The organism is Candidatus Pelagibacter sp. HTCC7211, assembly GCF_000155895.1.
In the GTDB taxonomy this organism is placed as follows: Bacteria; Pseudomonadota; Alphaproteobacteria; order Pelagibacterales; family Pelagibacteraceae; genus Pelagibacter.
In genome coordinates, this window is sequence record NZ_DS995298.1 from 771307 (window position 1) to 797475 (window position 26169).

Annotated in this window: 25 protein-coding genes; 12 read left to right on the forward strand and 13 right to left on the reverse strand. The window is 30.0% G+C overall.

Annotation, left to right across the window (positions count from 1 at the left end; all coding sequences use genetic code 11):
• The first annotated feature begins 2 nt into the window (after window positions 1-2).
• Window positions 3-566: a nitroreductase family protein gene (locus PB7211_RS04040; protein WP_008544894.1), complete on the forward strand. Its 564-nt coding sequence runs from the start codon at window positions 3-5 to the stop codon at window positions 564-566.
• Here PB7211_RS04040 and PB7211_RS04045 read toward each other — a convergent pair.
• Genes PB7211_RS04045 through PB7211_RS04060 form a run of 4 tightly spaced genes read right to left on the reverse strand, consistent with a single transcriptional unit; the run spans window position 557 to window position 4817 of the window.
• Window positions 557-1681 carry a bifunctional 2-methylcitrate synthase/citrate synthase gene (locus tag PB7211_RS04045; protein ID WP_008544453.1) on the reverse strand — a complete coding sequence of 375 codons (1125 nt, stop codon included), beginning with the start codon at window positions 1679-1681 and terminating at the stop codon, window positions 557-559. The genes PB7211_RS04040 and PB7211_RS04045 overlap by 10 nt on opposite strands.
• Complete coding sequence (prpB, locus tag PB7211_RS04050; RefSeq protein ID WP_008544732.1) at window positions 1681-2577, reverse strand: methylisocitrate lyase; 897 nt, start codon at window positions 2575-2577, stop codon at window positions 1681-1683. The genes PB7211_RS04045 and prpB overlap by 1 nt, the downstream gene beginning before the upstream one ends.
• Window positions 2577-4079, reverse strand: a complete 1503-nt coding sequence (locus PB7211_RS04055) for an MmgE/PrpD family protein (RefSeq protein ID WP_008544431.1) — start codon at window positions 4077-4079, stop codon at window positions 2577-2579. The genes prpB and PB7211_RS04055 overlap by 1 nt, the downstream gene beginning before the upstream one ends.
• A 54-nt stretch (window positions 4080-4133) precedes the next feature.
• Complete coding sequence (locus tag PB7211_RS04060) at window positions 4134-4817, reverse strand: HAD-IA family hydrolase (RefSeq protein ID WP_008544243.1); 684 nt, start codon at window positions 4815-4817, stop codon at window positions 4134-4136.
• A 69-nt stretch (window positions 4818-4886) separates the two neighbouring features.
• On the opposite strand from PB7211_RS04060, the gene PB7211_RS04065 reads away from it, so the two are divergent.
• Genes PB7211_RS04065 through rpsD form a run of 10 tightly spaced genes read left to right on the forward strand, consistent with a single transcriptional unit; the run spans window position 4887 to window position 15564 of the window.
• The gene (locus PB7211_RS04065) at window positions 4887-5504 is read left to right on the forward strand and encodes a DapH/DapD/GlmU-related protein (protein WP_008544529.1); all 618 of its coding nucleotides are present in this window, start codon (window positions 4887-4889) and stop codon (window positions 5502-5504) included.
• Window positions 5505-5506: 2 nt separating this feature from the next.
• The gene (gene glmS / locus PB7211_RS04070; RefSeq protein WP_008545794.1) at window positions 5507-7327 is read left to right on the forward strand and encodes a glutamine--fructose-6-phosphate transaminase (isomerizing); all 1821 of its coding nucleotides are present in this window, start codon (window positions 5507-5509) and stop codon (window positions 7325-7327) included.
• Between the two features lie 44 nt (window positions 7328-7371).
• Entirely contained in the window at window positions 7372-8367 is a 996-nt protein-coding gene (locus PB7211_RS04075) for a dihydroxyacetone kinase subunit DhaK (protein WP_008545500.1), read from the forward strand.
• A 1-nt stretch (window position 8368) separates the two neighbouring features.
• Complete coding sequence (locus PB7211_RS04080) at window positions 8369-8986, forward strand: dihydroxyacetone kinase subunit L (RefSeq protein WP_008545276.1); 618 nt, start codon at window positions 8369-8371, stop codon at window positions 8984-8986.
• Between the two features lie 38 nt (window positions 8987-9024).
• Entirely contained in the window at window positions 9025-10404 is a 1380-nt protein-coding gene (locus tag PB7211_RS04085; RefSeq protein ID WP_008546012.1) for a class II 3-deoxy-7-phosphoheptulonate synthase, read from the forward strand.
• 38 nt (window positions 10405-10442) lie between these two features.
• Window positions 10443-11180, forward strand: a complete 738-nt coding sequence (gene nadE, locus PB7211_RS04090; RefSeq protein WP_008544120.1) for an NAD(+) synthase — start codon at window positions 10443-10445, stop codon at window positions 11178-11180.
• 45 nt (window positions 11181-11225) lie between these two features.
• Window positions 11226-12575, forward strand: coding sequence for a cysteine--tRNA ligase (cysS, locus tag PB7211_RS04095; protein WP_008545985.1), 1350 nt, complete (start codon window positions 11226-11228; stop codon window positions 12573-12575).
• Complete coding sequence (gene cimA, locus PB7211_RS04100) at window positions 12572-14173, forward strand: citramalate synthase (RefSeq protein WP_008544359.1); 1602 nt, start codon at window positions 12572-12574, stop codon at window positions 14171-14173. Before cysS ends, cimA begins: the two co-directional genes overlap by 4 nt.
• 19 nt (window positions 14174-14192) lie before the next feature.
• Complete coding sequence (locus tag PB7211_RS04105) at window positions 14193-14906, forward strand: RNA methyltransferase (RefSeq protein ID WP_008545244.1); 714 nt, start codon at window positions 14193-14195, stop codon at window positions 14904-14906.
• Window positions 14907-14946: 40 nt separating this feature from the next.
• On the forward strand, window positions 14947-15564 hold the full coding sequence (gene rpsD / locus PB7211_RS04110) for a 30S ribosomal protein S4 (protein WP_008545739.1): 618 nt from the start codon (window positions 14947-14949) through the stop codon (window positions 15562-15564).
• Window positions 15565-15627: 63 nt separating this feature from the next.
• Here rpsD and PB7211_RS04115 read toward each other — a convergent pair whose 3' ends face one another.
• Window positions 15628-16821, reverse strand: coding sequence for a hypothetical protein (locus PB7211_RS04115; protein ID WP_232208832.1), 1194 nt, complete (start codon window positions 16819-16821; stop codon window positions 15628-15630).
• A 52-nt stretch (window positions 16822-16873) separates the two neighbouring features.
• Window positions 16874-17212, reverse strand: a complete 339-nt coding sequence (locus PB7211_RS04120) for a hypothetical protein (protein ID WP_008544629.1) — start codon at window positions 17210-17212, stop codon at window positions 16874-16876.
• Between the two features lie 367 nt (window positions 17213-17579).
• On the opposite strand from PB7211_RS04120, the gene PB7211_RS07840 reads away from it, so the two are divergent.
• Window positions 17580-20405 (forward strand): autotransporter family protein, encoded by a 2826-nt coding sequence (locus tag PB7211_RS07840; protein WP_008544421.1) that lies wholly within the window; start codon window positions 17580-17582, stop codon window positions 20403-20405.
• Here PB7211_RS07840 and grxD read toward each other — a convergent pair whose 3' ends face one another.
• Genes grxD through purB form a run of 7 tightly spaced genes read right to left on the reverse strand, consistent with a single transcriptional unit; the run spans window position 20406 to window position 26167 of the window.
• Window positions 20406-20744 carry a Grx4 family monothiol glutaredoxin gene (grxD, locus tag PB7211_RS04130; RefSeq protein ID WP_034398993.1) on the reverse strand — a complete coding sequence of 113 codons (339 nt, stop codon included), beginning with the start codon at window positions 20742-20744 and terminating at the stop codon, window positions 20406-20408.
• Window positions 20744-20974: a BolA/IbaG family iron-sulfur metabolism protein gene (locus PB7211_RS04135; RefSeq protein WP_029454763.1), complete on the reverse strand. Its 231-nt coding sequence runs from the start codon at window positions 20972-20974 to the stop codon at window positions 20744-20746. The genes grxD and PB7211_RS04135 overlap by 1 nt, the downstream gene beginning before the upstream one ends.
• Window positions 20974-23166 (reverse strand): phosphoribosylformylglycinamidine synthase subunit PurL, encoded by a 2193-nt coding sequence (gene purL, locus PB7211_RS04140; protein ID WP_008544104.1) that lies wholly within the window; start codon window positions 23164-23166, stop codon window positions 20974-20976. Before purL ends, PB7211_RS04135 begins: the two co-directional genes overlap by 1 nt.
• Complete coding sequence (gene purQ / locus PB7211_RS04145) at window positions 23163-23846, reverse strand: phosphoribosylformylglycinamidine synthase I (RefSeq protein WP_008544708.1); 684 nt, start codon at window positions 23844-23846, stop codon at window positions 23163-23165. The genes purL and purQ overlap by 4 nt, the downstream gene beginning before the upstream one ends.
• 4 nt (window positions 23847-23850) lie before the next feature.
• Window positions 23851-24093 carry a phosphoribosylformylglycinamidine synthase subunit PurS gene (gene purS, locus PB7211_RS04150; protein ID WP_008544767.1) on the reverse strand — a complete coding sequence of 81 codons (243 nt, stop codon included), beginning with the start codon at window positions 24091-24093 and terminating at the stop codon, window positions 23851-23853.
• Window positions 24090-24875: a phosphoribosylaminoimidazolesuccinocarboxamide synthase gene (gene purC, locus PB7211_RS04155; protein WP_008544878.1), complete on the reverse strand. Its 786-nt coding sequence runs from the start codon at window positions 24873-24875 to the stop codon at window positions 24090-24092. Before purC ends, purS begins: the two co-directional genes overlap by 4 nt.
• Window positions 24875-26167: an adenylosuccinate lyase gene (gene purB / locus PB7211_RS04160; RefSeq protein ID WP_008545654.1), complete on the reverse strand. Its 1293-nt coding sequence runs from the start codon at window positions 26165-26167 to the stop codon at window positions 24875-24877. The genes purC and purB overlap by 1 nt, the downstream gene beginning before the upstream one ends.
• Window positions 26168-26169 lie beyond the last annotated feature (2 nt).

Below are 26169 nucleotides of genomic sequence, written 5' to 3' on the forward strand. Positions count from 1 at the left end.
ATATGAGTGATAATTTTTATTTAAAAAGAAGATCTGTTTTAGCTAGAAAGATGTCATCTGAACCAATTAAAGATGAAGATCTTAAAATAATATTAGATGCCGGAATAAGAGTACCAGATCATGGTGCCTTAAATCCCTGGAAAGTTATAGTTATTAAAGGAGAAAAAAGAAAATTAATTGATAACGAAATAATTTTAAGTGAATTTGAAAAAGAAAATCCAAATGCAAATCAAGAACAGTTGGAGATCGAGTCTAAAAGATTTCAGAGAGCATCAGTGATTTTAGCAGTTTTATCAACCCCTTTAGAACACCCAAAAATACCTGAGTGGGAAATGAGATTATCTTCAGGCGCAGTATGTATGAATTTACTTTCCTGTGCACAATCATTTGGTTATGCAGCTCAATGGCTTACAGAATGGTATGCATATAATGAAAAAATGTTAACTTTTTTAGGTGGTAGAAAAGAAATAGATAAGATTTCAGGTTTTATCTATATTGGTCACAAAATAGAAGAACCTAGTGAAAGAAGAAGACCAGATCGTTCAAAAATTATAAATTATCTTTGATTTAACTGCATTACTTTTCGGTGCTTATTACCTTTGTAGCTAGCTAGTGGTCGTATAAGTTTATTTGCAGCATGTTGTTCCATAATATGAGCTGACCAACCTGTAATTCTTGAAATTACAAATATTGGAGTAAAAAAATCAGTATCAAATCCCATTAAATGATAAGTTGGACCAGTAGGGTAGTCTACGTTTGGATGAATATTTTTTTCCTTAATCATAACTTTTTCAACAATGTCATAAATCTTTTCGAAGGTTTTATCTTTTTTGATTTTAGCAACTTTTCCAAAATATTCCCTCATTGTTGGAACTCTAGAGTCTCCTGATTTATAAACTCTATGACCAAAACCCATTACAACATCTTTATTTTTTAGAGCATTGTTAATCCATTTTAATGCATTTGCAGGTTTTTTAATTTTCTTCATCATATGCATTACTTCTTCATTTGCTCCACCATGTAATGGTCCCTTTAAACTAGCTATAGCTCCTGTAATTGCTCCATGAATATCCGATAAGCTACTGGTGATAGTTCTTGCTGTAAAAGTTGATACATTAAAACTATGTTCAGCATATAATATTAAGGAAACATCAAATGCTTTAACAATTTCTTTTTGAGGCACCTTTCCAAAACACATATAAAAAAAGTTTTCAGAAAAAGATAAAGACTTTTTTGGTTTTATAATTTTTTTACCACTTCTGATTCTATAAAAAGCAGCTAATGCTGTTGGAGTTTTTGAAAAAATTCTTAGAGCTTTTCTCATATTTGCCTCTGGAGATGAGTCTGAGGTCTCTTTATCTTCTAATCCCATTACACTAACAGCCGTTCTTGCTACATCCATAGGATGAGATTTTTTTGGCATATGTTTAATTATCTCATATAAATTTTTTGATAAATCTCTATTATTTTTTTCTTCTTTTTCAAACTTTCTAAGTTGAATTGAATTTGGAAGATCTTTATTTAAAATTAAATACGCAACTTCTTCAAATCTACAATATTCACATAAATCTTGAGCAGCATAACCTCTATAAGTTAGAGAATTTATTTCAGGCATTACTTTAGAAACTTCAGTTTCATCAACAACTATACCCAGTAAACCTTTTTTAATTTCATCACTCATTATTCATGTCCTTCTGTACTAAAGTTATAAATTTTTTCATCTAGTGAATTGTACTTTTCATAATCAACTAATTCATAAAGCCTTTTTCTTGTTTGCATTTTATCAATAACATTATTTTGGTGTCCATTCGTAAAAATGTCTCTTAGTCCATCCTCAACGTTTTTCATAGCCAATCTTTGGGTAGTAACTGGATAAATTACAATATTATATCCAAAGTTTTCTAACTCTTTAAAATTAAAGAGTTTTGATTTTCCAAATTCAGTCATATTAGCTAGTAAGTAACAAGAAAGTTCTTTTCTTACTTTTTCAAAATCTTTTTCATCATATAAAGCTTCTGGAAATATTATTTCAGCTCCAGCATCTATATAAGCTTTACATCTATCAATCATTTTATCGATACCCTCAACTCCTTTAGCATCAGACCTTGCAATAATTTTAAAGTTAGAGTCTTTTTTAGCTGCTACACATTCTTTAATTTTTTTAACCATTGCCTCGGTTGTAATTAGCTCTTTATTGTCAAGATGACCGCATCTTTTTCTTTCAATTTGATCTTCTAGATGAACAGCAGCAATTCCAAATTCTTCAAAAGTTTCTATAGTTTCTTTGCAAGATTTAAATCCTGTATCTATATCTACAATTGTAGGCAAGTTTGTAACTCTTGATATTAAATATGATCTTGTACTTACATCTTGTAAGGTAGTTAAACCAATGTCAGGAAAACCGAGATCGTTTGCCATTACACCACCTGAAATATAGACAGCATCATATCCAATTTCTTCAATTAGTTTTGCAGTTAAAGGATTATAAGCTCCAGGAACTCTTAAAATTTTATTGGAATTTAATTTATCAACAAAATCTATTCTTTTTTGACTTGGCTCTTTGTTAACAAAATGCACTAAAATATTCCTTTTTTTAAATTTCTTTTTAATTTATTTTTTTTAGTTTCTATATTCAGTTTATCTAATTGACCTGGTTTTAATTTTTTTAAATTTTGAACTACTTTTAAAAAACGATCACTTTCTTTTTTTTCTAAAATATTATCTGTTAATGTTTTAAATTTATTAATATAGTTTAGTCTTTTAAATGGTCTTGCTCCATAAGGATGTGCGTCTGCTCGATCAAGCTCCTCTGATATTTTTTTTCCATTATTTAAAGTAATGACAACTTTTGCTCCAAAAGATTTTTTCATAGGATTAGGATCATGATATTTCCTAGTCCATTTTTTATCTTCATAAGTTGTAATTGATTTCCAAATCTTTATTGTACTTTTTTTATTTGCCCTTGCTTTCGTATAAGACTTAACGTGATGCCAATCTCCATCTTCCAATGCTACAGCAAATATATACATAATAGAGTGATCTAGTGTTTCCCTGCTTGCATTTGGATCCATCTTTTGTGGATCATTAGCACCTGTTCCAATTACATAGTGCGTATGGTGGCTTGTAAATATATCAATCTTTTTGATCTGGTTTAAATTTGGAATTTTAGTTTTTAATTTTTTTGCTAAATCAATTAATGCCTGAGATTGGTATTCTGCAGAATATTCTTTAGTATATGTTTCTAGTATCGCTTTTTTACTTTCATTCTTTTTAGGTAATGGGACTTTGTAATTTGCTTTTTTTCCATCTAATATTCTAGCTATTATACTATCTTCACCCTCATAAATTGGACTTGGTGCACCTTCACCACGCATAACTCTGTCTACAGCCTCAATAGCAAGTTTACTAGCATGTGCTGGAGCATAAGCTTTCCAGCTTGAAATTTCACCTTTTCTAGATTGTCTTGTAGAGACAGTAGTATGTAAAGCTTGTTGAACAGCTTGATAAATAGTTTCAGTATTAAGTTTAAGCATAGCACCTAATCCAGCGGCAACACTTGGACCTAGATGTGCTATATGATCTACTTTGTGTTTATGAAGACAAATGCCTTTTACAAGATTTACTTGCACTTCATAAGCAGTAATAATTCCTCTCAGTAAATCAATTCCACCTCTTTTATTTTGTTGAGCAACACTTAATAATGGTGGAATATTATCTCCTGGATGACTGTAGTCTGCTGCTAAAAAAGTATCATGAAAATCTAATTCTCTAACAGCAGTGCCGTTTGACCAAGCAGCCCATTCACAATCAAATTTTAATTTTGAATTTACTCCAAATAAAGTAGCACCGTTCTTTCTTGCATGTTTTAAAGCCATTTCCCTAGAAGAAATTACTGGCTTTCTATTTAAAGAGGCTATGGCAACTGATGCATTATCAATTATTCTATTAATTACCATCTCTATTGCGTCTTTATTTAATTTTGCATTATCACTTGCAATCTCAGCAATTTTCCAAGCAAGCTGTTTCTTTTTTGGAAGGTGTATTTTAGACGGATAAACTTTAACTGTATGTAATAACAAAAAAACTCCTTAAGTAGTGATTTTGTTTTAATAGTTAAAAAAAAATAATCAATATTAAAGATATTCTGAAATTATTTTTTCAATTCCAATAAAGTCTTTTATCAAGTGATTATGATATATTTCGTTTGTATTTTTTTCAGTATAACCGTTTTCAAGTAAAATAACAGGGATCTCTGCAGCTTTTGCTGCATTTGCATCCGTCTCACTATCTCCAATCATAATAGTTTTATTTACATCACCATCTAATATTTCAACTACTGAAGTAAGATGTCTAGGATCAGGTTTACAATAATCAAAAGTATCTGAACCAGCCACATATTCAAAAAAATCATAAATGCCAATCTTCTTTAAAAGATCATTTGATAAATGTTCTTGTTTATTTGTACACACAGCCATTGATATGTTTTGATCTTTACACCAAATTAAAAATTCTTTTACACCTTTGATAAGTGTACTTTCGTTAATAATATTTTTTCCATAATAATTTACAAACTCTTTAGACATTTCATCTTTAATCTTTAAATCAATTACACTATGAAATTCTTTTTTTGCTTGACCCCAAATAGATCTTCCAATTAAAGCTCCAGCACCTTTGCCAACTAAATTTCTAATTTCTTCTGTAGACTTTGTTGGATATCCAAATTTTTTCATTACATGATTATGAGCACGCATTAGATCTGGTGCTGTATCAACAAGTGTGCCATCAAGATCAAATAAAACTGTAAATTTTTGCTTCATTTTAAAAGTATTTTAAAGAAATATTATGTGAATTAATTAAGAAGTATACTTAATGTAAAGAATTTTAAAATGAAAGAATTAAATTTATATAAAATTCAAAATAAACTTAGAAATAAATTTTTAAAATCTGGTGTTAAAATGATGGGACCTGAAACAATTTTTTTCTCTACTGACACTAAAATTGGAAAAAATGTTACTATTGAACCCTATGTTGTCATTGGAAAAAAAGTTAACATAGGAAACAATGTTATTATTAAATCTTTTTCACACATTGAGTCTTGTAAAATTGAAAATAGAGTTGAAGTTGGACCTTATGCAAGAATAAGACCTGATACAATTTTAAAAGAAGGTTCAAAGATTGGAAATTTTGTGGAAGTCAAAAAAAGTATTGTAGGAAAAAAATCTAAAGTAAATCACTTATCTTATATTGGCGACACCACTATCGGAAAATCTTCAAATATTGGCGCTGGAACCATTACATGTAATTATGATGGAATTAAAAAGAGTAAAACAAAAATTAAAGATAATGTTTTTATAGGCTCTAATTCTGCATTAGTAGCGCCAGTTACTATTGAAGAAAAAAGTATAATTGGAGCAGGCTCCGTAATTACCAAAAGTGTAAAGAAGAAATCTTTGGCGCTAACAAGATCGTTACAAACTGAAATTAAAAACTATAAAAGAAAATAATTATGTGTGGAATAATTGGAATTTCTAGTAACAAACCTGTTTCAGCTAATATAATGAATTCTTTAAAAAAATTAGAGTACAGAGGCTACGATTCAGCTGGCATTGCAACTCTGTCAGATGGCAATATTAACGAAGTTAAATCTGAAGGTAGAGTTGAAAATTTAGAAAAAAATTTTGATTTGAAGGTTTTATCTGGAAATATTGGAATAGGTCATGTTAGATGGGCAACACATGGAGTGCCTAACAGTATTAATGCACACCCACATTCATCAGAAAATGTTTCTGTTGTACATAATGGTATAATAGAAAATTCAACTTTATTAAAAAAACATTTAACAAATCAGGGCCATAAATTTAAATCACAAACTGATACTGAAGTAATTGTTCATTTGATTACAGAAAATCTAAAATCTTTTGAGCTACAGGAAGCAATAACAAAAACTCTTAAACAACTTCATGGTAGTTTTGCTTTAGGCGTTATCTTTAAGGATAAACCAGATTTAATTGTTGGGGCTAGACGTGGCTCACCTCTTGCTGTTGGATATGGTCCCAATGAAAATTATCTTGGATCAGACTCATATGCATTAAAATCAATGACAAATAAAATTACTTATTTGGAAGATGGAGAGTTTTGTATAATCAAAAAAGATGAAGTTAATTTCTTTAATAACAAAGGAAAAAAAATTAATAAAAAAATTTTAGAACTTACATCAAAAGAAGAAAGTTATGATAAAGGTGATTTTAAACACTTTATGGCTAAAGAAATAGAAGAGCAGCCAGTGACTTTAAAAACAGGTATTAAAGAATACATAAATAACATTAATAACGATATAAATATCTATAATTTCCCCTGGAAAATTGAAGAAATTAATTCAATAACTTTAATTGGGTGTGGTACTGCATATCACTCATGTTTGATGGCAAAATATTGGTTTGAAGAATTAACCTCTTTAGATGTTAATATTGATATTGCATCAGAATTTAGATACCGAAAAAATAGATTTAAAAGTGATACCTTATATGTATTTGTTTCACAGTCAGGTGAAACAGCTGATACTTATGCCGCTTTAGACATATGTAATAAAAATAAAATGAAAACATGTGCTGTAGTAAATGTAATTGAAAGTTCAATTGCAAGAGACAGTAATTTTGTATTACCAATTCATTGTGGACCTGAAATAGGTGTAGCTTCTACGAAAGCATTTTTAGGTCAGATACTTGTACTTTATATACTTGCTATTAAACTGGGATCTTTAAGAAATGAGATTGAAAATAAAGTTTATCAAGACAAAATTAAAGATTTAAAAAATTTACCTACCTTAATTGAAAAGACTTTATTAATTGATAACGATATTCAATCTATTGCTTCTACATTTAATGAAGCAAAAGGTTCTATGTTTTTAGGAAGAGGTTTTTCTTACCCAATAGCTCTAGAGGGTGCTTTAAAACTTAAAGAATTATCATATGTACATGCCGAAGGTTATCCAGCTGGAGAAATGAAACATGGACCTTTAGCTTTAATAGAAGAGGGAATGCCTGTTGTGGTATTAGCGCCAAGAGATAGTTATTATAAAAAAACTATTTCTAATATGCAGGAAGTAGTTGCTAGAGGTGCAAAAGTTTTGTTAATAACAAATAAAAGTACAGATGAGGTTTTATCTGAAAATATTTGGGAAACTATCGAAGTTGAGAGTACAAATGATGATTTATTACCTTTTCTTTTAACTATTCCTCTTCAAAAATTAGCTTATTATTCAGCCCTTAAAAAAGGTTATGATATAGATAAACCGAGAAATTTAGCTAAATCAGTAACTGTCGAATAATAAAATATATTTAGTTAATTTTTTTTATACGTTAAATTAAATTAATGAAAAAAATTATTAACAATCCATCAGATTTTGTTGAAGAGTCTATTCAAGGTTTAGTCATTTCTCATCCAGAAGTTTATTCTTTTGCTGATGATAATCAAAGAGTAATTAAAAGAACCGACAAAGCAAAAAATAAAGTTGGAATTGTATCAGGAGGTGGTTCTGGACATTTACCAGTATTTACAGGTTATGTTGGAAAAGGAATGTTAGATGCTTGTGCGGTTGGTTCAGTTTTTGCATCTCCTTCTGTTGATCAAATAACATCTACAATTAGAAACGGAAATAATGGTAGTGGTGTTTTGTGTGTTTTAGGAAATTATGGTGGCGATGTTATGAATTTTGAAATGGCATGTGAAATTGTAAAATCTGAGGGGATTGAAACAAAAATGATTATTGTTTCAGATGATATTGCAAGCGCAAGTAACGAGGATAAATTAAAAAGAAGAGGAATAGCAGGATTAATTTTTGCATTTAAAATTGCAGGAGCATCTTCAGAAAATGGGGCATCGCTTGAAGAAGTTTATGATTTAACCTTAAAAGCAAATAATAATTTAAGGACAATTGGTGTTGCTGTTTCTTCATGTATTTTACCGGAAGTTGGCAAACCTACCTTTGAACTTGAAAATGATGAAATTGAAATAGGAATGGGAATTCATGGTGAGCCTGGCATTAAAAGAGAAAAATTAAGAAAAGCAGATTTATTAGTTGATGATTTATGTAAAATAATTTTTGAAGATTTTGAACTATCAAATAGTGATAAAGTTTCAATTATGATTAATAGTTTAGGTGCAACTCCATTAGAAGAACTTTATATTGTATCAAAAAGAGTAAATGAAATTTTTTCAAAAAAAGATATTGAAATTGTTAAATCATATGTTGGAAGATACGCAACATCATTAGAGATGGCAGGTATGTCTATCTCTGTATTAAAGCTAGATGATGATTTAAAAAAAGCATTATTAGTTCATAGCGAATGTCCATTTTGGATTAATTAAAATGTTTAATAAGCTAGTAATGATCGATGTCTTTAAAAATTTATTATCTCAAGCTAAAAATTTATATGATGAATTTAATGCTGCAGATGGAAAGATAGGAGATGGCGATCTTGGAATTACAATTTTAAATGGTTTAGAAGAAATTAACAACAATATAGATAAATTTAAAGATGATCTAAGTATTAATTTTATGCTTTGCTCACAAGCATTTGTAAAAAAATCAGGATCAAGTTTTGGAACCCTTATAGCTTTTGCATTTATGAATATTTCAAAGAATTTAAAAGGTAAAAATACGTGTGACAATGAGGACATAATAAATATGATTAATATTGCTATGGAAACTATTCAAGAAAGAGGAAAAACTAAATTAGGTGACAAAACTATTTTGGATAGTTTAAGTTTTATTTTAAATAATCTGAGAGCAAATAAGAATAATGTGAATTATCCAGAATTATTTAAATCAAGCACCAAAGAAGCTTTGGACGCTTTTAAGGGTAAAAAAATATTAATTGGTAGAGCAAGAATGTTTGAGGACAAAACCAGAGAACTTGATGATCCTGGTATGCTTGCTTTAAGCAAATTAAGTGAAGTTTTTGTAAAAAAAATTCAAAATAGTTGAATTATAAATAATCTCTGGTAAACAATTCCCAGTTGCATATGAAAAATTGGAAAAAAAATAGTTGGAGAAAATATCCGGTCAAACATATTCCAGATTATCCAGACAAAAATGAACTGGATACTGTTTTAGATAAGATTGGTACGTTTCCACCTTTAGTTTTTGCAGGAGAGACAAGACATTTAAAAGAACAACTTGCTGATGTTGTGGATGGTAAAGCCTTTCTTCTTCAAGGTGGAGATTGTGCTGAGAGTTTTGCTGAATTCAATCCAGATAACATAAGAGACACATTTAAACTACTGTTACAGATGTCATTAGTTTTAACATATTCAGCATCTTTACCAGTTGTAAAACTTGGAAGAATAGCTGGTCAATTTTCAAAACCGAGAAGTTCACCAGTTGAAACAAAAAATGGTGTCGAGCTACCAAGTTATCTAGGTGATAATATTAATGGCATGGAATTTAATAAAAAAGCAAGAATTCCTGATCCAAAAAGATTATTTAAGGCTTATTCTCAGTCAGCTGCAACGCTTAATCTTATAAGAGCTTTTTCAAAAGGAGGTTTTGCAGATTTAAATAAAGTACATTTGTGGAATCTTGATTACATAAAAAAAAGTCCACAAGCTAAAAAATTTAAAGACCTCGAAGATAAAATTGCTGATGCTATAGCTTTTATGAGAGCATGTGGAATTACATCAGATTTTAATAACAGATTGTACACTGTAAATTTTTGGACATCACATGAAGCTTTGTTGTTACCATTTGAGGAGTCTATGACAAGAACAGATTCTACTACGGGTGAGAATCATGATACCTCAGCTCACTTTGTTTGGATTGGAGATAGAACTAGACAATTAGATGGTGGACATGTTGAATTTTGCAGAGGAATAGAAAATCCAATAGGTATTAAATGTGGCCCTACTTTAAAAGCAGATGATTTGATCAATCTATGTAATAGGATTAACCCAAAAAATGAAAAAGGTAAAATTACATTAATATCAAGATTTGGAGCAGATAATGTCTCAAAACATTTGCCCAAACTAATTAGAGCAATCAAAAAAGAAGGTCTAAATGTAATTTGGTCATGTGATCCTTGTCATGGTAATACTATTCAAGCAGTGACAGGATTCAAAACAAGACCTTTCAACAGAGTTTTAAAAGAAGTTAAAGACGTTTTTGCTTGTCATCAAAGCGAAGGAAGTTATGCTGGAGGCCTTCATATTGAGCTTACTGGTCAAAATGTAACGGAATGTATAGGTGGTGCTCAAAAAATATCTGAGAATGATCTATCTTCAAGATATCATACTCATTGCGACCCAAGATTGAATGCAAATCAAGCTTTAGAATTAGCTTTTTTAATATCAGATGAGATTAAAAAGAATAGCTCATATTCAAAAAATGCAGATAGAGCGGCATCTTAAATCATTGCAAAAAAAAAAATAATTAATATTTAGATAATATGATTGTTTCTGAAAAAGTTAAATTTATTTCTAATTGGATTAAAGATTATGCAGATAATATGCCGTCTAAAGCAGAGTCTTTAGTTATAGGAATTTCTGGAGGAATAGACTCTTCTGTATCAAGCACCTTAAGCGCTATGACAGGTTTAAAAACAATTGTTTTGTCCATGCCAATTAAGCAAAAATCACATCAGCATGATTTAAGTTTAAAACATCAAGAGTGGTTAATAAAAAATTTTAAAAACGTTGAAGGACACACTGTTAATCTTGATGAATTATTTTTAGCTTTTAGTAACAGTTTATCTAAGTTTGATAACGAGCATGGAATGGCAAATTCGAGGGCAAGATTAAGAATGACAACACTTTATCAGGTGGCTGCAGCCAATAAAGGAATTGTTGTAGGCACAGGGAATAAAGTAGAAGACTTTGGTGTTGGCTTTTATACAAAATATGGAGATGGTGGAGTTGATATTTCACCAATAGCTGATTGTAATAAAACTCAAATTTGGGAACTAGGAAAAGAACTTGGAATTTTAAAAGAAATAATTGAAGCTGCTCCAACGGATGGGTTGTGGGATGACGGAAGAACAGATGAAGGACAACTAGGACTAAAATATGCAGAATTGGAGGAGGCTATGTCTAATCCAAATTCACCGAATCGATCTAAATACGAAACTATAAGAAAACAAAATATGCATAAAATGGAGCCAATTCCGGTATGCATCATTCCGAATTAATCAAATAGATTCACAAATCTATTTTTTAAGTATATTTCTAAAATCATGGGAAATGATATTTTTTTAACTAATAATCTAAGTAACAAAAAAGAAAAGTTTGTCCCTTTAGATGAAAAAAATATTGGTATGTATGTCTGTGGCCCAACAGTTTATGATGATCCTCATATAGGAAATGCAAGACCAATTGTAATTTTTGATATTCTTTTTAAAGTTCTTAAAAAAAAATTTTCAAATGTAACTTATGTTAGAAATATTACTGATGTTGATGATAAAATAATTAAATCATCAAAAGAAAAAAACATATCGATCTCTGATTTAACTCAAACTGTTATAAAAAGTTTTAATGAAGATTGTAATTATTTAAATTGTGAAAATCCTTCACAACAACCAAAAGCAACTGAACATATTGATTTAATGATTGAGATGATTTCTGAATTAATTAAAAAAGGTTTTGCTTATGAAAATAATCAACATGTTTATTTTGAAGTAAAAAAATTTGATGATTATGGAAAATTATCAAATAAAAAATTAGAGGATTTAATAGCAGGATCTAGAATTGAAGTTAGTGATAACAAAAAAAATTCAGAAGATTTTGTATTATGGAAACCATCTTTAGACAATGAACCAGCATGGGACTCACCATGGGGTAAGGGAAGACCAGGTTGGCATTTAGAATGTTCAGCAATGTCTAAGAAATTTTTAGGTAATGAATTTGATATTCATGGGGGAGGTATAGATTTAATTTTTCCTCATCACGAAAATGAAATTGCACAATCAAGATGTGCAAATGATACCGATGTTTTTGCAAATTATTGGTTACATAATGCTTTTATTACAATGTCTAATGAAAAAATGGCAAAATCTCAGGGAAATATTTTAAAGATAAAAGATTTTAGAAATAAAGTTAGTGGTCAAGTTTTAAGACTAGCGTTAATAAGTGCTCATTATAAACAACCTCTGGATTGGAATGATAAACTTTTAGAAGATTGTCAAAATACAATTGATAAATGGTACAATGTTTATTTGCCATCTGATAACGATTTGGACGAAGAAATTATCCAACCTTTGTATGATGATATAAATACACCTGGTTATATTGCAAATTTACATAAGCTTTATGATAAAGCCAATAAAGGAGATGAAAAAGATAAACAAATTTTTAACTCTGCATGTAATTTTATAGGTTTACTTCAAGAGACAAAAGAAGTGTGGTTAAATCATAAAAAAGATAAAATAGATATTTCCGAAGAAGAAATAGAAAACAAAATACAGCTTAGAAATACTGCAAGAGCTAATAAAGATTATAAGGAAGCTGATAATATTAGGGATTATCTTTTAGATAAAGGAGTTTTAATAGAGGATAAAGATGGTAAAACAATTTGGAAATTTAAATGAGTAAAGAAAGACTATATATATTTGATACAACGTTAAGAGATGGGGCACAAACTCAAGGAGTTGATTTTTCAATTGATGATAAGGAAAAAATATCTACTTCTTTAGATGCTCTAGGGGTTGATTATATTGAAGGCGGGTGGCCAGGAGCCAATCCGACAGATACTGAATTTTTCAATAAAGACCAGGGTTTTAAAAATGCCAAACTTACTGCTTTTGGTATGACTAAAAAGTCTGAACATAGTGCAGAAAATGATCCTATGTTGGCATCTCTAATCAATTCAAAAAGTTCTTCAGTATGTTTATTTGGCAAATCTTGGGATTTTCAAGTTGATGTAGCACTAGGTATTACTAATGAACAAAATTTAGAAAATATAAGTGAGAGTGCTAAGCATATAGTTAGCTCAGGTAAAGAGTTTATGTTTGATGCAGAGCATTGTTTTGATGGTTATAAAGCTAATCCAGAATACACACTTTCTTGTTTAAAGGCAGCTTATGATCAAGGTGCTAGATGGATTGTATTATGTGATACCAATGGAGGAACTCTTCCACATGAAGTATCAAAGATAGTTTCAGAGATCGCAAAACATATTCCAGGTGAAAATTTAGGAATTCATGCACATAATGATACAGAAAATGCAGTTGCAAATAGTTTAGCTGCAGTTCAAGCAGGAGTGAGACAAATTCAAGGTACAATAAATGGATTAGGGGAGAGATGTGGAAATGCAAATTTAATGTCTTTAATTCCAACTTTATTCTTAAAGAAAGATTTTAGTGAAAAATTTGAAATCAATATCAAACATGAAAATTTACAAAATTTAACTCAATGTTCTCGTTTATTAGATGAATTATTAAATAGAAAACCTAATAAACATTTACCATACGTTGGTGCATCAGCATTTTCGCATAAAGGTGGTATGCATGTCTCAGCAGTTCAAAAAAACCCTAAAACTTATGAACACATTGATCCAGAAGAAGTTGGAAATTCAAGAAATATTGTTGTATCTGATCAGGCTGGTCAATCAAATATAATGTCTAGATTAAAATCAATTGGCATTGAGGTTGAAAAAAATGATCCAAAAATTAAAAAACTTTTAAGTGAAGTAAAAGATAGAGAGTTTATTGGCTATAGTTATGATGGAGCTGATGCTTCATTTGAATTGTTAGCTAGAAGATTAATGGGTGAAATACCAAGATATATCTTGATTAATGAATACGATGTTTCAGTTAAAAAGGATAATGCAGGTGAAATTATTTCTCATGCAAAAGCCAACCTAGTTGTTGATGGTGAAAAAATATTGTGTGAAGGTCAAGGTAACGGACCTGTAAATGCTTTAGACAATGCAATTAGAAAAAATGTGAATAAACTTGCAAAATATTCTGAATATTTAAAAGATTTAAAATTAGTTGATTATAAAGTTAGAATTTTAAACACTGGTACTGAAGCGGTAACTAGAGTTTCAATTGAAAGTACAGATTCAAAAGGAGTAAATTGGTTTACAATTGGGGTATCACCTAACATAATTGATGCTTCTTTTAAGGCATTGGTTGATAGTTTAGATTACAAGCTATTTAAGGATAAAGCTCCTGCAAGCTTATAAGAATTGATACATTAATATTATGTCATCAACCAATATTACTTTTATCTTACATAAACCCCAGCTATCAGAAAATATTGGAGCTTGTGCGAGAGGGATGAAGAATTTTAATTTTCAAAAATTAATTGTAATAGATCCAAAACCTATTTTTCCAAATGATAAAATTTTAGCAACTTCTGTTGGTGCAAAAAATATAATTAGTAAAAGTAAAGTTTTTGACAATCTAGAACCAGCATTAAAAAACATTGATTATGTGATTGCAACATCAGCAAGATTTAGAAACAAAAATATTAAACATATTCAATTAGAAGACTTAAAAAAAATTGATTTTACAAAAAAAATAGCGTTTCTTTTTGGATCAGAGGCATCAGGCTTATCTAATAATGAGGTTAGTTATGCAAATTATACACTACAAATACCCACCAACCCTGATTTTAAATCTTTAAATCTATCTCATAGTCTAATCATTATTGCTCAATATGTTTCAAGTATAATTAAATCAAAGACATCTAATTTTAAAAAATCCAAAAAAGTTAAAACTGCATCAAAAAAAGAAATACACGCTATGACTAATTTATGTATTAAAAACTTGGATGAAATTAACTTTTTTAAACCCAAAGAAAAGAAACCTATAATGTTGGAAAATCTAAGAAATATTTTCTATAAAATGGAATTATCAGCTAAAGAGACAAGAATATTAGCTAGTGTATTCGCTAGTTTGGGTAAAAAACGTTGATTGACAAAATATCCTGTAAGCTTATAAACCCCTCTATCAAATGACTAAAAGATTAAACTCTAAACATAAAGTAGATAGAAGATTAAAAGTTAACCTATGGGGCAGACCTAAAAGTCCATTTAATACTAGAGCTTACGGACCAGGACAACACGGTCAGTCAAGACAAGGTAAACCATCAGACTATGGAATTCAGTTACAAGCTAAGCAAAAATTAAAAGCTTACTACGGAAATATCAACGAGAGACAATTTAGAAATATTTATAAAAAAGCAGTTATGCTTAAAGGTGATACAGGTGAAAACTTAATTGGCTTATTAGAGAGAAGATTAGATGCGGTTATTTATCGAGCAAAGTTTGCAACTACAATTTTTTCTGCAAGACAATTAATCAATCATAACCATGTAAGAGTTAACGGTAAAAAAGTTAACATTGGAAGTTATTTAGTTAAAGAAGAAGATTCAATTGAAATTAGAGATAAGTCTAAGCAACTTGCAATCATTGATATTGCTTTAGCTAACAAAGAAAGAGAAGCTCCAGAATATATTCAAATGGATGAGAAAAATAAAAAATTTAAATTTGTAAGAACACCTAAATTCGAAGAAGTTCCATATCCAATCGTAATGGAACCAAATCTAGTTATAGAATATTATTCTAGATAATATAATTACCTCTGATTTTCACTCTATTAAATCTTAAGTTGAAATTTAATTAAATTTAAATTTTTAAAAAATAAATTTTTGAAATCCAAGTAATAATAACGATATATAAAAAATTGGAAATGCTATTTTAAAAAAAACTGTAACCTTACTCAATTTTTTTTTTACTGATCCTTTAAAATAATAAGTTAAATAAAAAGACTCAACACATAGTGCAACTATGGACAAAACAGAGATTAAATATCCCATCAAAATTGTCCAATCTAACAGTGTTACGTAAGGTAATTCAGGTATCCTTCCAATTAATACAAAGTTAAAAGCTACAAATGATACTAACAAAGTTCCTAATAAAGTCGCTCTACCGTGAGATAAAGAAATATATAAACAGGCATAAGAAAGTAATGATATTACGATAATTGGTATAATAAATTTTAATAAATATGGTAACCAGTTTCTCTCCATTATTAAATCAGATTTTATTGAATGTTTTGAATACTCAGAGTAAGCATCGGTTAAAGAGTCTACTGCTGAGTAAGAAATATAACGATTAATTGTCCATCCAGGTGAGGATATATTTAAGTAATTATTTTTCTTTGTTTCATCTAACAGCAACTTAAATTTATTTGAATTTTCAAAATATAAATTTTCATAGATTTTTGATGATATAGAAAATCTGAATTGATGGCTGTCAAAAGGGTAAATTCTGTAATCAAATTCTGGAACTGCATAATATATTTCTTCATCAAAATGAACATATTCTATAGTTCCATCATAATAAATTAAGATTTTCGGTTGGAGTTGTGGATTTTCATTTGTAAGTACCTTTAAAGAATTATCAAATGACATTTTAAAATCAAAAAACTTTCCATTTTTTAATGAACTAGCCAAATCATATTCACATACTACTATTTTTTTTGTGCCTGCTTTTGTGATTCTTTCTGTAATTGATTGTATTTGATCAGAAAAATCGTCTGATAAACTTCTAAAAATTATTAAATCTAATTTTGGCTCTTTATAAGAATAAGTTCTTTGATCGAGATAAATGGTAAATTCTGCATCTGTTTCATTTAGTTTTAATTTTTTGAGATTAATATAATTCATTAACATAATCTCTCTTTCTGGTTTTTTTGCTAAACCAAAATTACTGTTACTATAAATATCGTCACAAATTTTTTGGGGAAATAATTCATTAAATTCTAATCTTTTTTCAGGTTGAAATGAAGAAACTTCAATTGAATACCCAATAGTATTTAAGAACAATAATGAATAAAAAAAGATTATGAAATAAATCTGTTTAAGTAGCTTATGCATACTACTGTGAAGTAAATATAAGCTTATTTCTTTGAAACCATTTAGTTATAACTTCTTTAAGATTATTACAATTATAATATTTTTTTCTTTTATCCTTTTGATCTACTTCTTTTGATAAATAATCTTTATTTACACCATCTATCAAAATAGATTGAATAGTAGTTCTACTGGCAACAGTGACTAAATTTTTACATAAATCTTCAAAGGTAATCTTTTTATTTCCAAAAATTTGAAAAACTATTATTGCATGAACTTTAGTTTTAAAAATATAAGATATCTCACCTTTGTCGCGTGAATTGTTAATTAAATCTTTTGAAATTTGTAAAAATTTTGAATTCATAAAAATTTAATTACTATAATTTATTACTATTTGTTGGTAGTTTTACAGTGATAATATGTCACTTTAGATATGCATTGAGATCAGAGCTTAATGTCTTTTAGGCCCATTTAATATCATTTATTTAATATTAATTTTTGATACTAAATTTTGATAATATTCTTGTTATGTTAAAGTGCTAAATTATCACATAAGGTATTGTTTTCTTCACGGTTTAAAAACTAAGTATACCAATAACAATTTAATAAAATTTTTTAGTATTAGTTTTTGGTAGTAAATTTAATTATTTTTTTTTTTGTATTAATTAAATAAATGATAAGTGATTATTAAAAAATTTAAATTTTTTAATATTGTTAACATCATATTAAAAATGAAAAATTTAAATTTTCCAAAATACTTTTTACTATTAACATTTACATTATTTTTAAATGCAAGTATTGCTAACGCTGTCACTGTAACTTTCAGTTATACTGGCTCTGCACAAACATGGACAGTACCAAGTGGAGTTACATTAATTACTGTAGATGGTTATGGTGCTATGGGAGGCCATGGAGCAAGTGACCGAAATGGTCGTGGAGGATTAGGTGGAAGAGTTCAAACTAATATCAGTGTAACACCTGGCACTACACTAAACATATATGTCGGAGGTTCAGGTGGTAACACCACATCAAATCCTGGAGCAAATTACAAACCAAGCTATAATCCATATGAAGCTGGAAACGGCCAAGGAGGTTTCAATGGTGGAACTCAGGGAGGTCAAACTTCTGCTGGCGCAGGAGGCGGAGCTACAGATATAAGATTTGGTGGTACCGCATTATCTAATAGAATTTATGTTGCCGGTGGTGGCGGAGGTGGTGCAAATCAAAGAAGGGAGTCACAACCCGGCGGAGATGGCGGTCACGGTGGAGGTACTACTGGTGGAGCTGGATCAAAAGGTGGAAGTGGTGGAACCAATCAATCAAGTTCAGATTTAACTAGAGGCCCTAATGCTACAGGAGGCGGAGCTGGTGGTGGAGGTGGTACTTCATCGGCTGGTGGAGCTGGAGGCTCTGTGTCAGGTTCAGATGGAACACTAGGCATCGGTGGTCAAGGCGGTAACTCTGGTAGACACGGCGGTGGTGGTGGCGGTGGCTATTACGGCGGCGGCGGTGGAGGTCACAAAAATGGAAGTGACGCTGGCGGTGGTGGTGGTGGAGGATCATCTTACTGTGATCCAACTTATTGTTCATCTACTACGCACACACAAGGTTACACAACAGCTACTGGTAACGGATCTTTAGAAATTACATATGACACCACAGCACCAACTCTTAGTTCATCATCGCCAGCTGATAATGCAACAGCAGTTGCTATAGATGCAAATATTGTTCTAAACTTTAGTGAGAGTGTTGATGCTGAAACTGGATACATTACAATTAAAAAAACATCAGATGATTCAACTGTAGAAAGTTTTAGTGTTACTGGAAGTAAAGTTAGTGGCTCAGGTTCAAGTCAAATCACAGTAAATCCATCTTCAAATTTTGATCCTAATATTGAATATTATGTCTTAATTGATGCAACAGCTTTTGATGATATTTCAAGTAATTCTTACGCAGGTATCAGTTCAACAACTGCTTTAAGTTTTACAACAGCTAACGTTTTGCCAACTTTAAGCTCATCAACCCCAGCCGATAATGCAACAGACGTTGCAAGGGATGCAAATATAGTTTTTAACTTTAGTGAAATAGTTGATGTTAAAACTGGAAACATAACTATCAAGAAAACCTCAGATGATAGTACTTTTGAGACAATTGATGTTACAAGTTCAAATGTAACTGGCACAGGAACTACTCAAATAACTATAAATCCAACCTCTAATTTCGAAGCAGAAACTGAGTATTATGTATTAATTGATGCAACAGCGTTTGATGATGTTAGTAGTGGATCATACACTGGGATAAGCTCAACAACAGCATTAAGTTTTACAACTGAAAGTATGGTTGATCCAACTACTGTTAAAGATGTAGTAGGTTCAATTGATGTACAATCTCATTTAGCAAAAAATTCAATTACTCAATCAACTATTACAGTTTCAAGTAGATTGAGTTATTTAAGACAAAATAAAGATAATCAAAATTTATCAAAACAAAATATTAAATTAGATTTTGGTAATGCTATTCTAACATCACTCACAAATGAGCTTTTAGCTAAAAATGATAAATCAATAATACCAGATAACTGGTCTTCATGGTCTGAAGGGTCATTAAGTTCTTCTAAAATAGGAGATAGAACAGGCTCATCTTCAAGTGAGACAGATGCTCAAGCTCTTGCATTTGGATTTGATACAAAATTAAATGATAGTGATTTATTAGGATTTGCTATTCAGTATGGCAAAAGTGATACGGATATTGGATCCAGTGGAAGTTCAACGGATAGTGAAAATATAAATATATCAATTTATCGAACAAGACCTTTAGATGACGATAACTTTATTGAAGGAATGTTTGGGGTTGGTTTAATAGAAAGTGATTTAAAAAGGATAAGTGGTGCTAATACACTAACTGGATCTAGAAGTGGAACACAAATATTTGGGTCAATTAATTATGGTAAAACTTTAGATAAAGGAGATTTTAATTTAACGCCTATTGGACGTATTGATTTAGGATACACTGAACTAGATGCGTACAAAGAGACTGGAACAGATGCTTTGTCTTATGGTAAGCAAACTATTGAAAGTGGATTAGCTTCCGTCGGACTAGAGTTAAGTGATATTGTAAAATTTAATGACAATAAATTAAAGCCATTTGGATCCATTGAATATGGAATGGATTTTAGTAATTCATCAGAAGCTAAGATGAATTATGTATCAGATACTTCAACTATTTATACATACACTCAAGGCGCAAATTCTAATCATTTGATTACCTCTGTGATTGGCTTTGAATATATTACAAAAGATAATCTAGAAATCATTTCAAGCTATAAAAGAATTCAAGGTAATGAGAGTGAGCAAACTGATATTTTGAATGTATCTGTTAACTTTAAATCTAAACGAGAGACAGAATATGCAATGAGCATTGATGGATCTGAAGATTTAAATGCTGGATTTGATATTACAAAAAATGTAAATGGATTTGATATAAACTTTTACGCAAACCGATCTTTAAGTGAAAACTCTGATCAGACAGCTAATGTATCTTTATCAAGATCGTTTTAATTAGTTTTTAGCTTTAAAACTTATTCCTTTAGCCTCAAGTAGTTTTGATAATTCTCCACTCTCGTACATCTCTTTTACAATATCACAACCACCAACAAATTCTTTTTGAATATAAAGCTGAGGAATAGTTGGCCAGTCACTAAAAGCTTTAATACCTTCTCTAATATTTTGGTCTTCTAAAACATTTACGCTATGAAAATTTACCTCAAGAAGTTTTAACATATTTGTTACTGCCATTGAAAATCCACACTGAGGAGCGTCAGGCGTTCCTTTCATGAACAGACATATTTCATTTGTATCGATATGATTTTGAATTGTGTTTTTTGTATTTTCGTCCATTACTGCTCCTTTGTTTTAATTGCTAGGGCATGAAGTTCGTTACCCATTTTACCCTTAAGTGAGTTATATACCATTTTGTGTTGTTCAATTTTACTTTTACCTGAAAATTGAGATGAAGTCACAGTTGCTGAGTAATGATTACCATCTCCAGCTAAATCTTGAATTTCAACTGTGGCGTCAGATAGTGCCTCTTTAATTAAGCTCTCAATTTCTTTTAAATCCATTGCCATTATTTACTCATATATTTAGTTAACCAACTTGTATTAGAAGTTTTTAATTCGTCAATTGTAACTTTTGTCTTTTCATTAATAAATAGCTCGTTTTCATTTACCGTTCCTAATTCATCGAAATGGACAGCATTTTTATTAAGTATATCAGTTACTTTTTTTAGATCTTTTTTGGTAATCTCAATTATATACCGACCTTGATCTTCAGCAAAAAAGTATTCAATTTCATTAATTAAATATTTTGGTTTTTTAAGATCAATACCCTTATTTCCTTTAATACACATCTTGCTAACTGCAGTGATTATTCCACCAACTGATACATCATGAGCACTTTGAACTAAGTCGCTATTTATTAATTTTAATAAAGTTTCTCCATTATTTTTTTCATTAAATAGATTTATCTCGGGTGGGGGTCCATTTTTTTCATCTAGTATATTTCTTGCAAATAAGCTTTGATCAATATGACCTTCAGTTTTGCCAATAACTAACACTATATTATCAACCTCTTTAAGGTCCATTGTGATCATTTTTTTATAATCTTTAATCAAACCAACACCACCAATCGATGGAGTAGGCTTGATACCTTCATCTTTTGTTTGATTATAAAAAGATACATTTCCTGAAACGACTGGGAATTTTAAGTATTCAGCTGCTTCACCTATACCTTGAACACACTCAACAAACTCACCCATGTTTTCTTCATTTTCAGGGCTACCAAAGTTTAAACAGTTTGTAATGGCTATTGGTTTAGCACCAACAGAAATCAAGTTTCTAAAACTTTCACAAACAACTTGTTTTCCACCTGTCAAAGGATGTGCCCAACAATATACAGCAGAGCTATCAACTGATGCTGCAACAGCTTTATCTGTTCCATGAACTCTAACAACTCCCGAGTCCCCACCTGGTTTTTGAATAGTATCTCCCATAACTGTATGATCATACTGTTGCCAAATCCATTCTTTGCTACAAACATTTGGATTTGCTAAAACTTTTTTTAAGACATCAATTATCTTTAAATTTTTAAGATCTTCTTTTTTAATTTTATTTTTTTTAGGTAGTTTTGCTTTTTTCCATTTACGGTCATACATAGGTGAATTTTCAACTAAAGTATTAACTGGAATATCAGCCACTTGATCATCGTCAAAATAAAGTTCAATTTTTTTTGATTTAGTAGTTTTACCAATTACAGCAAAATCTAAGTTCCATTTATCAAATATTTTTTTGGCTTGTTCTTCTTTGCCACTTTCTAAAACAATCAACATTCTCTCTTGACTTTCTGAAAGCATAATTTCGTATGGTGTCATCTTTGCTTCTCTACAAGGAACTTTATTAAGATTAATTTCAATTCCAAGATTTCCTTTAGATGCCATTTCAATACTAGATGAAGTAAGTCCAGCTGCACCCATGTCTTGAATGGCAATTATAGAGTCACCTGCCATTAACTCCAAGCAAGCTTCGAGTAATAGTTTTTCAGTAAAAGGATCTCCAACTTGAACTGTTGGTTTTTTTTCCTCAATTTTTTCATCAAAACTAGCTGAAGCCATACTAGCACCATGAATTCCATCACGACCCGTTTTAGATCCAACATAAATTACAGGTTTGTTTAATCCTGCAGCTTTTGAATAGAAAATCTTATCTTTTTTAACCAACCCTAAAGTCATCGCATTAACTAAGATATTACCGTTATATGAGCTATCAAAATTTGTCTGACCTGCAATTGTTGGAACACCCATACAATTACCATATCCACCAATACCGTGAACCACACCTCTTAATAAGTTTTTAGTTTTTTTATGTTGAGGAGATCCAAAATGAATAGAGTTTAAATTAGCAATAGGTCTTGCTCCCATTGTAAATACATCTCTCATTATTCCACCAACACCGGTTGCAGCTCCTTGATAAGGTTCAATAAATGATGGGTGGTTGTGGCTTTCGATTTTAAAAACGATTGCATCATCGTCACCAATATCAATTACTCCTGCATTTTCTCCGGGTCCTTGAATGACTTGTTTTCCTTTAGTAGGAAGTTTTTTTAAGTGAAGTCTTGATGATTTATAAGAGCAATGTTCATTCCACATAGCTGAGAAAATGCCAAGTTCTGTAATATTTGGAGTTCGTTTCAGTAACTCACAAATTTTAGCATATTCATCTTTTTTAAGACCATGATCGATCGCTACTTGTTCGTTTACTGTCATTTAAGGTTATTAATCAAATTATTAAAAAAAAGTGAACCGTCTTCACCTGATAGTGAAGGGTCAATCATCCTCTCGGGATGAGGCATCATTCCTAAAACATTTTTTTCTTTATTAAAAATACCTGCAATATTTTTTATTGACCCATTAGGATTAAATTGTTCTTCTGTTTTTCCATCTTTATCACAGTAATTAATTGCAACTTGTTCATTATCTTCAATTTCTGTTAACTGATCTTTCGTACAGAAATAATTTCCCTCATTATGAGCAATATGAAATTCTAAAACATCATTATCAATGTTTTGAAAATAGGTATTTTTCTTATTTTTAATTTTTACAAATACATTTTTACAAATAAATTCTAAATATTTGTTTCTTAATAAAACTCCAGGTACCAATCCAGTTTCAACTAAAATTTGAAATCCATTACAAATTCCCATCACCATTCCACCTGAGTTTGCAAAGTTCATAACTGACTTCATTATTTTTGACTTTGATGCCATGCTTCCGCATCTTAAATAATCACCGTAAGAAAATCCCCCAGGCAATACGACCAAATCACTTTTGGGAAGTTCAGCATCATCATGCCAAACCATTTTATTTTTAAAACCAAATTTTTTTAGAGCAACATCCATATCTCTATCACAATTAGAACCAGGAAATGTAATAACGGATGATTTCATTTAGTTATTGTGCATCAATAATTTTATAATTTTCAATAACTAAATTGGCTAAAAGTTTTTTACACATTTCTTCAACTTTTTCTTTAGCTTTGTTTGGATCACTTTCTTTAGTATCAATTTCAAAATATTTTCCTTGTCTTACTTCATTGACATCATTGAAACCCATTCCGTCTAAAGTTTGATGAATAACTTTACCTTGAGGATCAAGTACATCTTTTTTAAGAGTTATAATTACTGAAATTTTCATTTTCGTTTTCTTTTTACAGATGATAGTTTTGTAACATTTACTGCTGATACATTTGATTGCTCATGAAGTATTCCAAGCCTTTTTGCAACCTCTGTATATGCTGGGATAAGATCACCTAAATTTTTTCTAAATCTATCTTTATCTAATTTTTTATCTGTTATGCTATCCCAAAGTCTACAAGTGTCAGGGCTTATTTCATCTGCTAGTATAACTTCATCTTTACCATTAACTTTTAGCCTTCCAAATTCTAGTTTAAAATCAATAAGTTTTATTCCAACACCTCTAAACATTCCAATCATAAAATCATTAATTCTCAAGATCATTTTTTTTACTTTTTCGATCTCTTTTTTAGTAGCCCATTCAAAAGCTAAAATATGTTCTTCAGCGATTAACGGATCACCTAGCTTGTCATCCTTTAAGCAATACTCAATTAATGGTTCTTTTAGAACAGTACCATCTTCTATTCCCAGCCTTTTAGTTATAGAACCAGATGCTACATTTCTTACAATGAATTCAATAGGGATGATTTCAACTAACTTAATAACTTGTTCACGCATATTAAGTCTTTTTACCAAATGATTTTTAATTCCTATTTGTGATAAATTTGAGAGAATATGTTCTGATATTCTATTGTTTAAAACACCTTTTCCTTCAATTACAGATTTTTTTTGATTATTAAAAGCTGTTGCATCGTCTTTAAAATATTGAATTACTAAACCTTTATCATTTGTAGCATAAATGATCTTAGCTTTACCTTCGTATAATTTTTTACCTTTTTTCATTATTTAAAAATTCTTCTAAAGATCAAATTTACATTTTTAAAGTGCTTAGCGTAACTAAATATAGATTTTAATTTTTTTGGTGTAATTTTACTCATAATTAATTTGTCAGATGAAATAACATCAAATAAATCTAAATTTTCAGCAAAACATTTTTTAGAATAACTTTGAACCATTTTATAGGATTGCTCTCTACTTAAACCTGATTTTGTTAATTCAAGCATAACTTCTTGTGAAAAGATTAAACCTTTGGTGATATTCAAATTTTCTATCATTTTCTTTGGATACACAATCATGTTGTCTAAAATATTTGTTAATCTTACTAAAGCAAAGTCAGTTGTAATATTTGCATCAGGTCCAATATTTCTTTCAACACTTGAATGAGAAATATCTCTTTCATGCCATAAAGCAATATTTTCTAAAGCAGGTATTACAGCACTTCTGACCATTCGTGCAAGCCCCGTTAAGTTTTCGCTTAAAATAGGATTTTTTTTATGAGGCATTGCTGAAGAGCCCTTTTGATTTTTTGAGAAATATTCTTGCAACTCATACACTTCTGTTCTTTGTAAATGTCTTATTTCAATTGCAACTCTTTCTATTGATCCAGCAATAATTCCTAAAATTGAAAAATAAAAAGCATGTCTATCTCTAGGGATCACTTGTGTTGATATGGGTTCTACTTTTAAACCTAATTTTTTTGCAACATGTTTTTCAACATTTGGATTGATATTTGCAAAAGTCCCAACTGCACCTGAAATTGCACAAGTTGAAACTTCATCTATGGCATCAACTAATCTTTTACGGTTTCTTTTAAATTCTTCATAAAATGATGCTAATTTTAATCCAAAGGTTAAAGGTTCTGCATGAATGCCATGACTTCTTCCCATGCATGGAGTAAATTTATGTTTTTTAGCTTGTTTCTTTAAAACTTTTAAAATTTGATCAATATCTTTAAGAATAATTTTTCCTGATTGAACCATTTGGATATTAAAGCTTGTGTCCAATACATCAGATGAAGTCATTCCTTGATGTAAATATCTAGCTTTAATACCTGCTTTCGCTGTAACTGATGTTAAAAAAGCAATAACATCATGTTTGACTTTAGACTCTATTTTATGAATTCTATTAACATTGATTTTTGTTTTTTTTCTAACAACTGAGGCAACACCTTTTGGTATTTGACCTAGTTTTTCCATTGCTTCAGCTGCAGCAATTTCAACATCAAGCCAAATTTGATATTTATTTTCTTCTGACCAAATGTCAGTTAATTCTTTACGCGAGTATCTTTTAATCATTA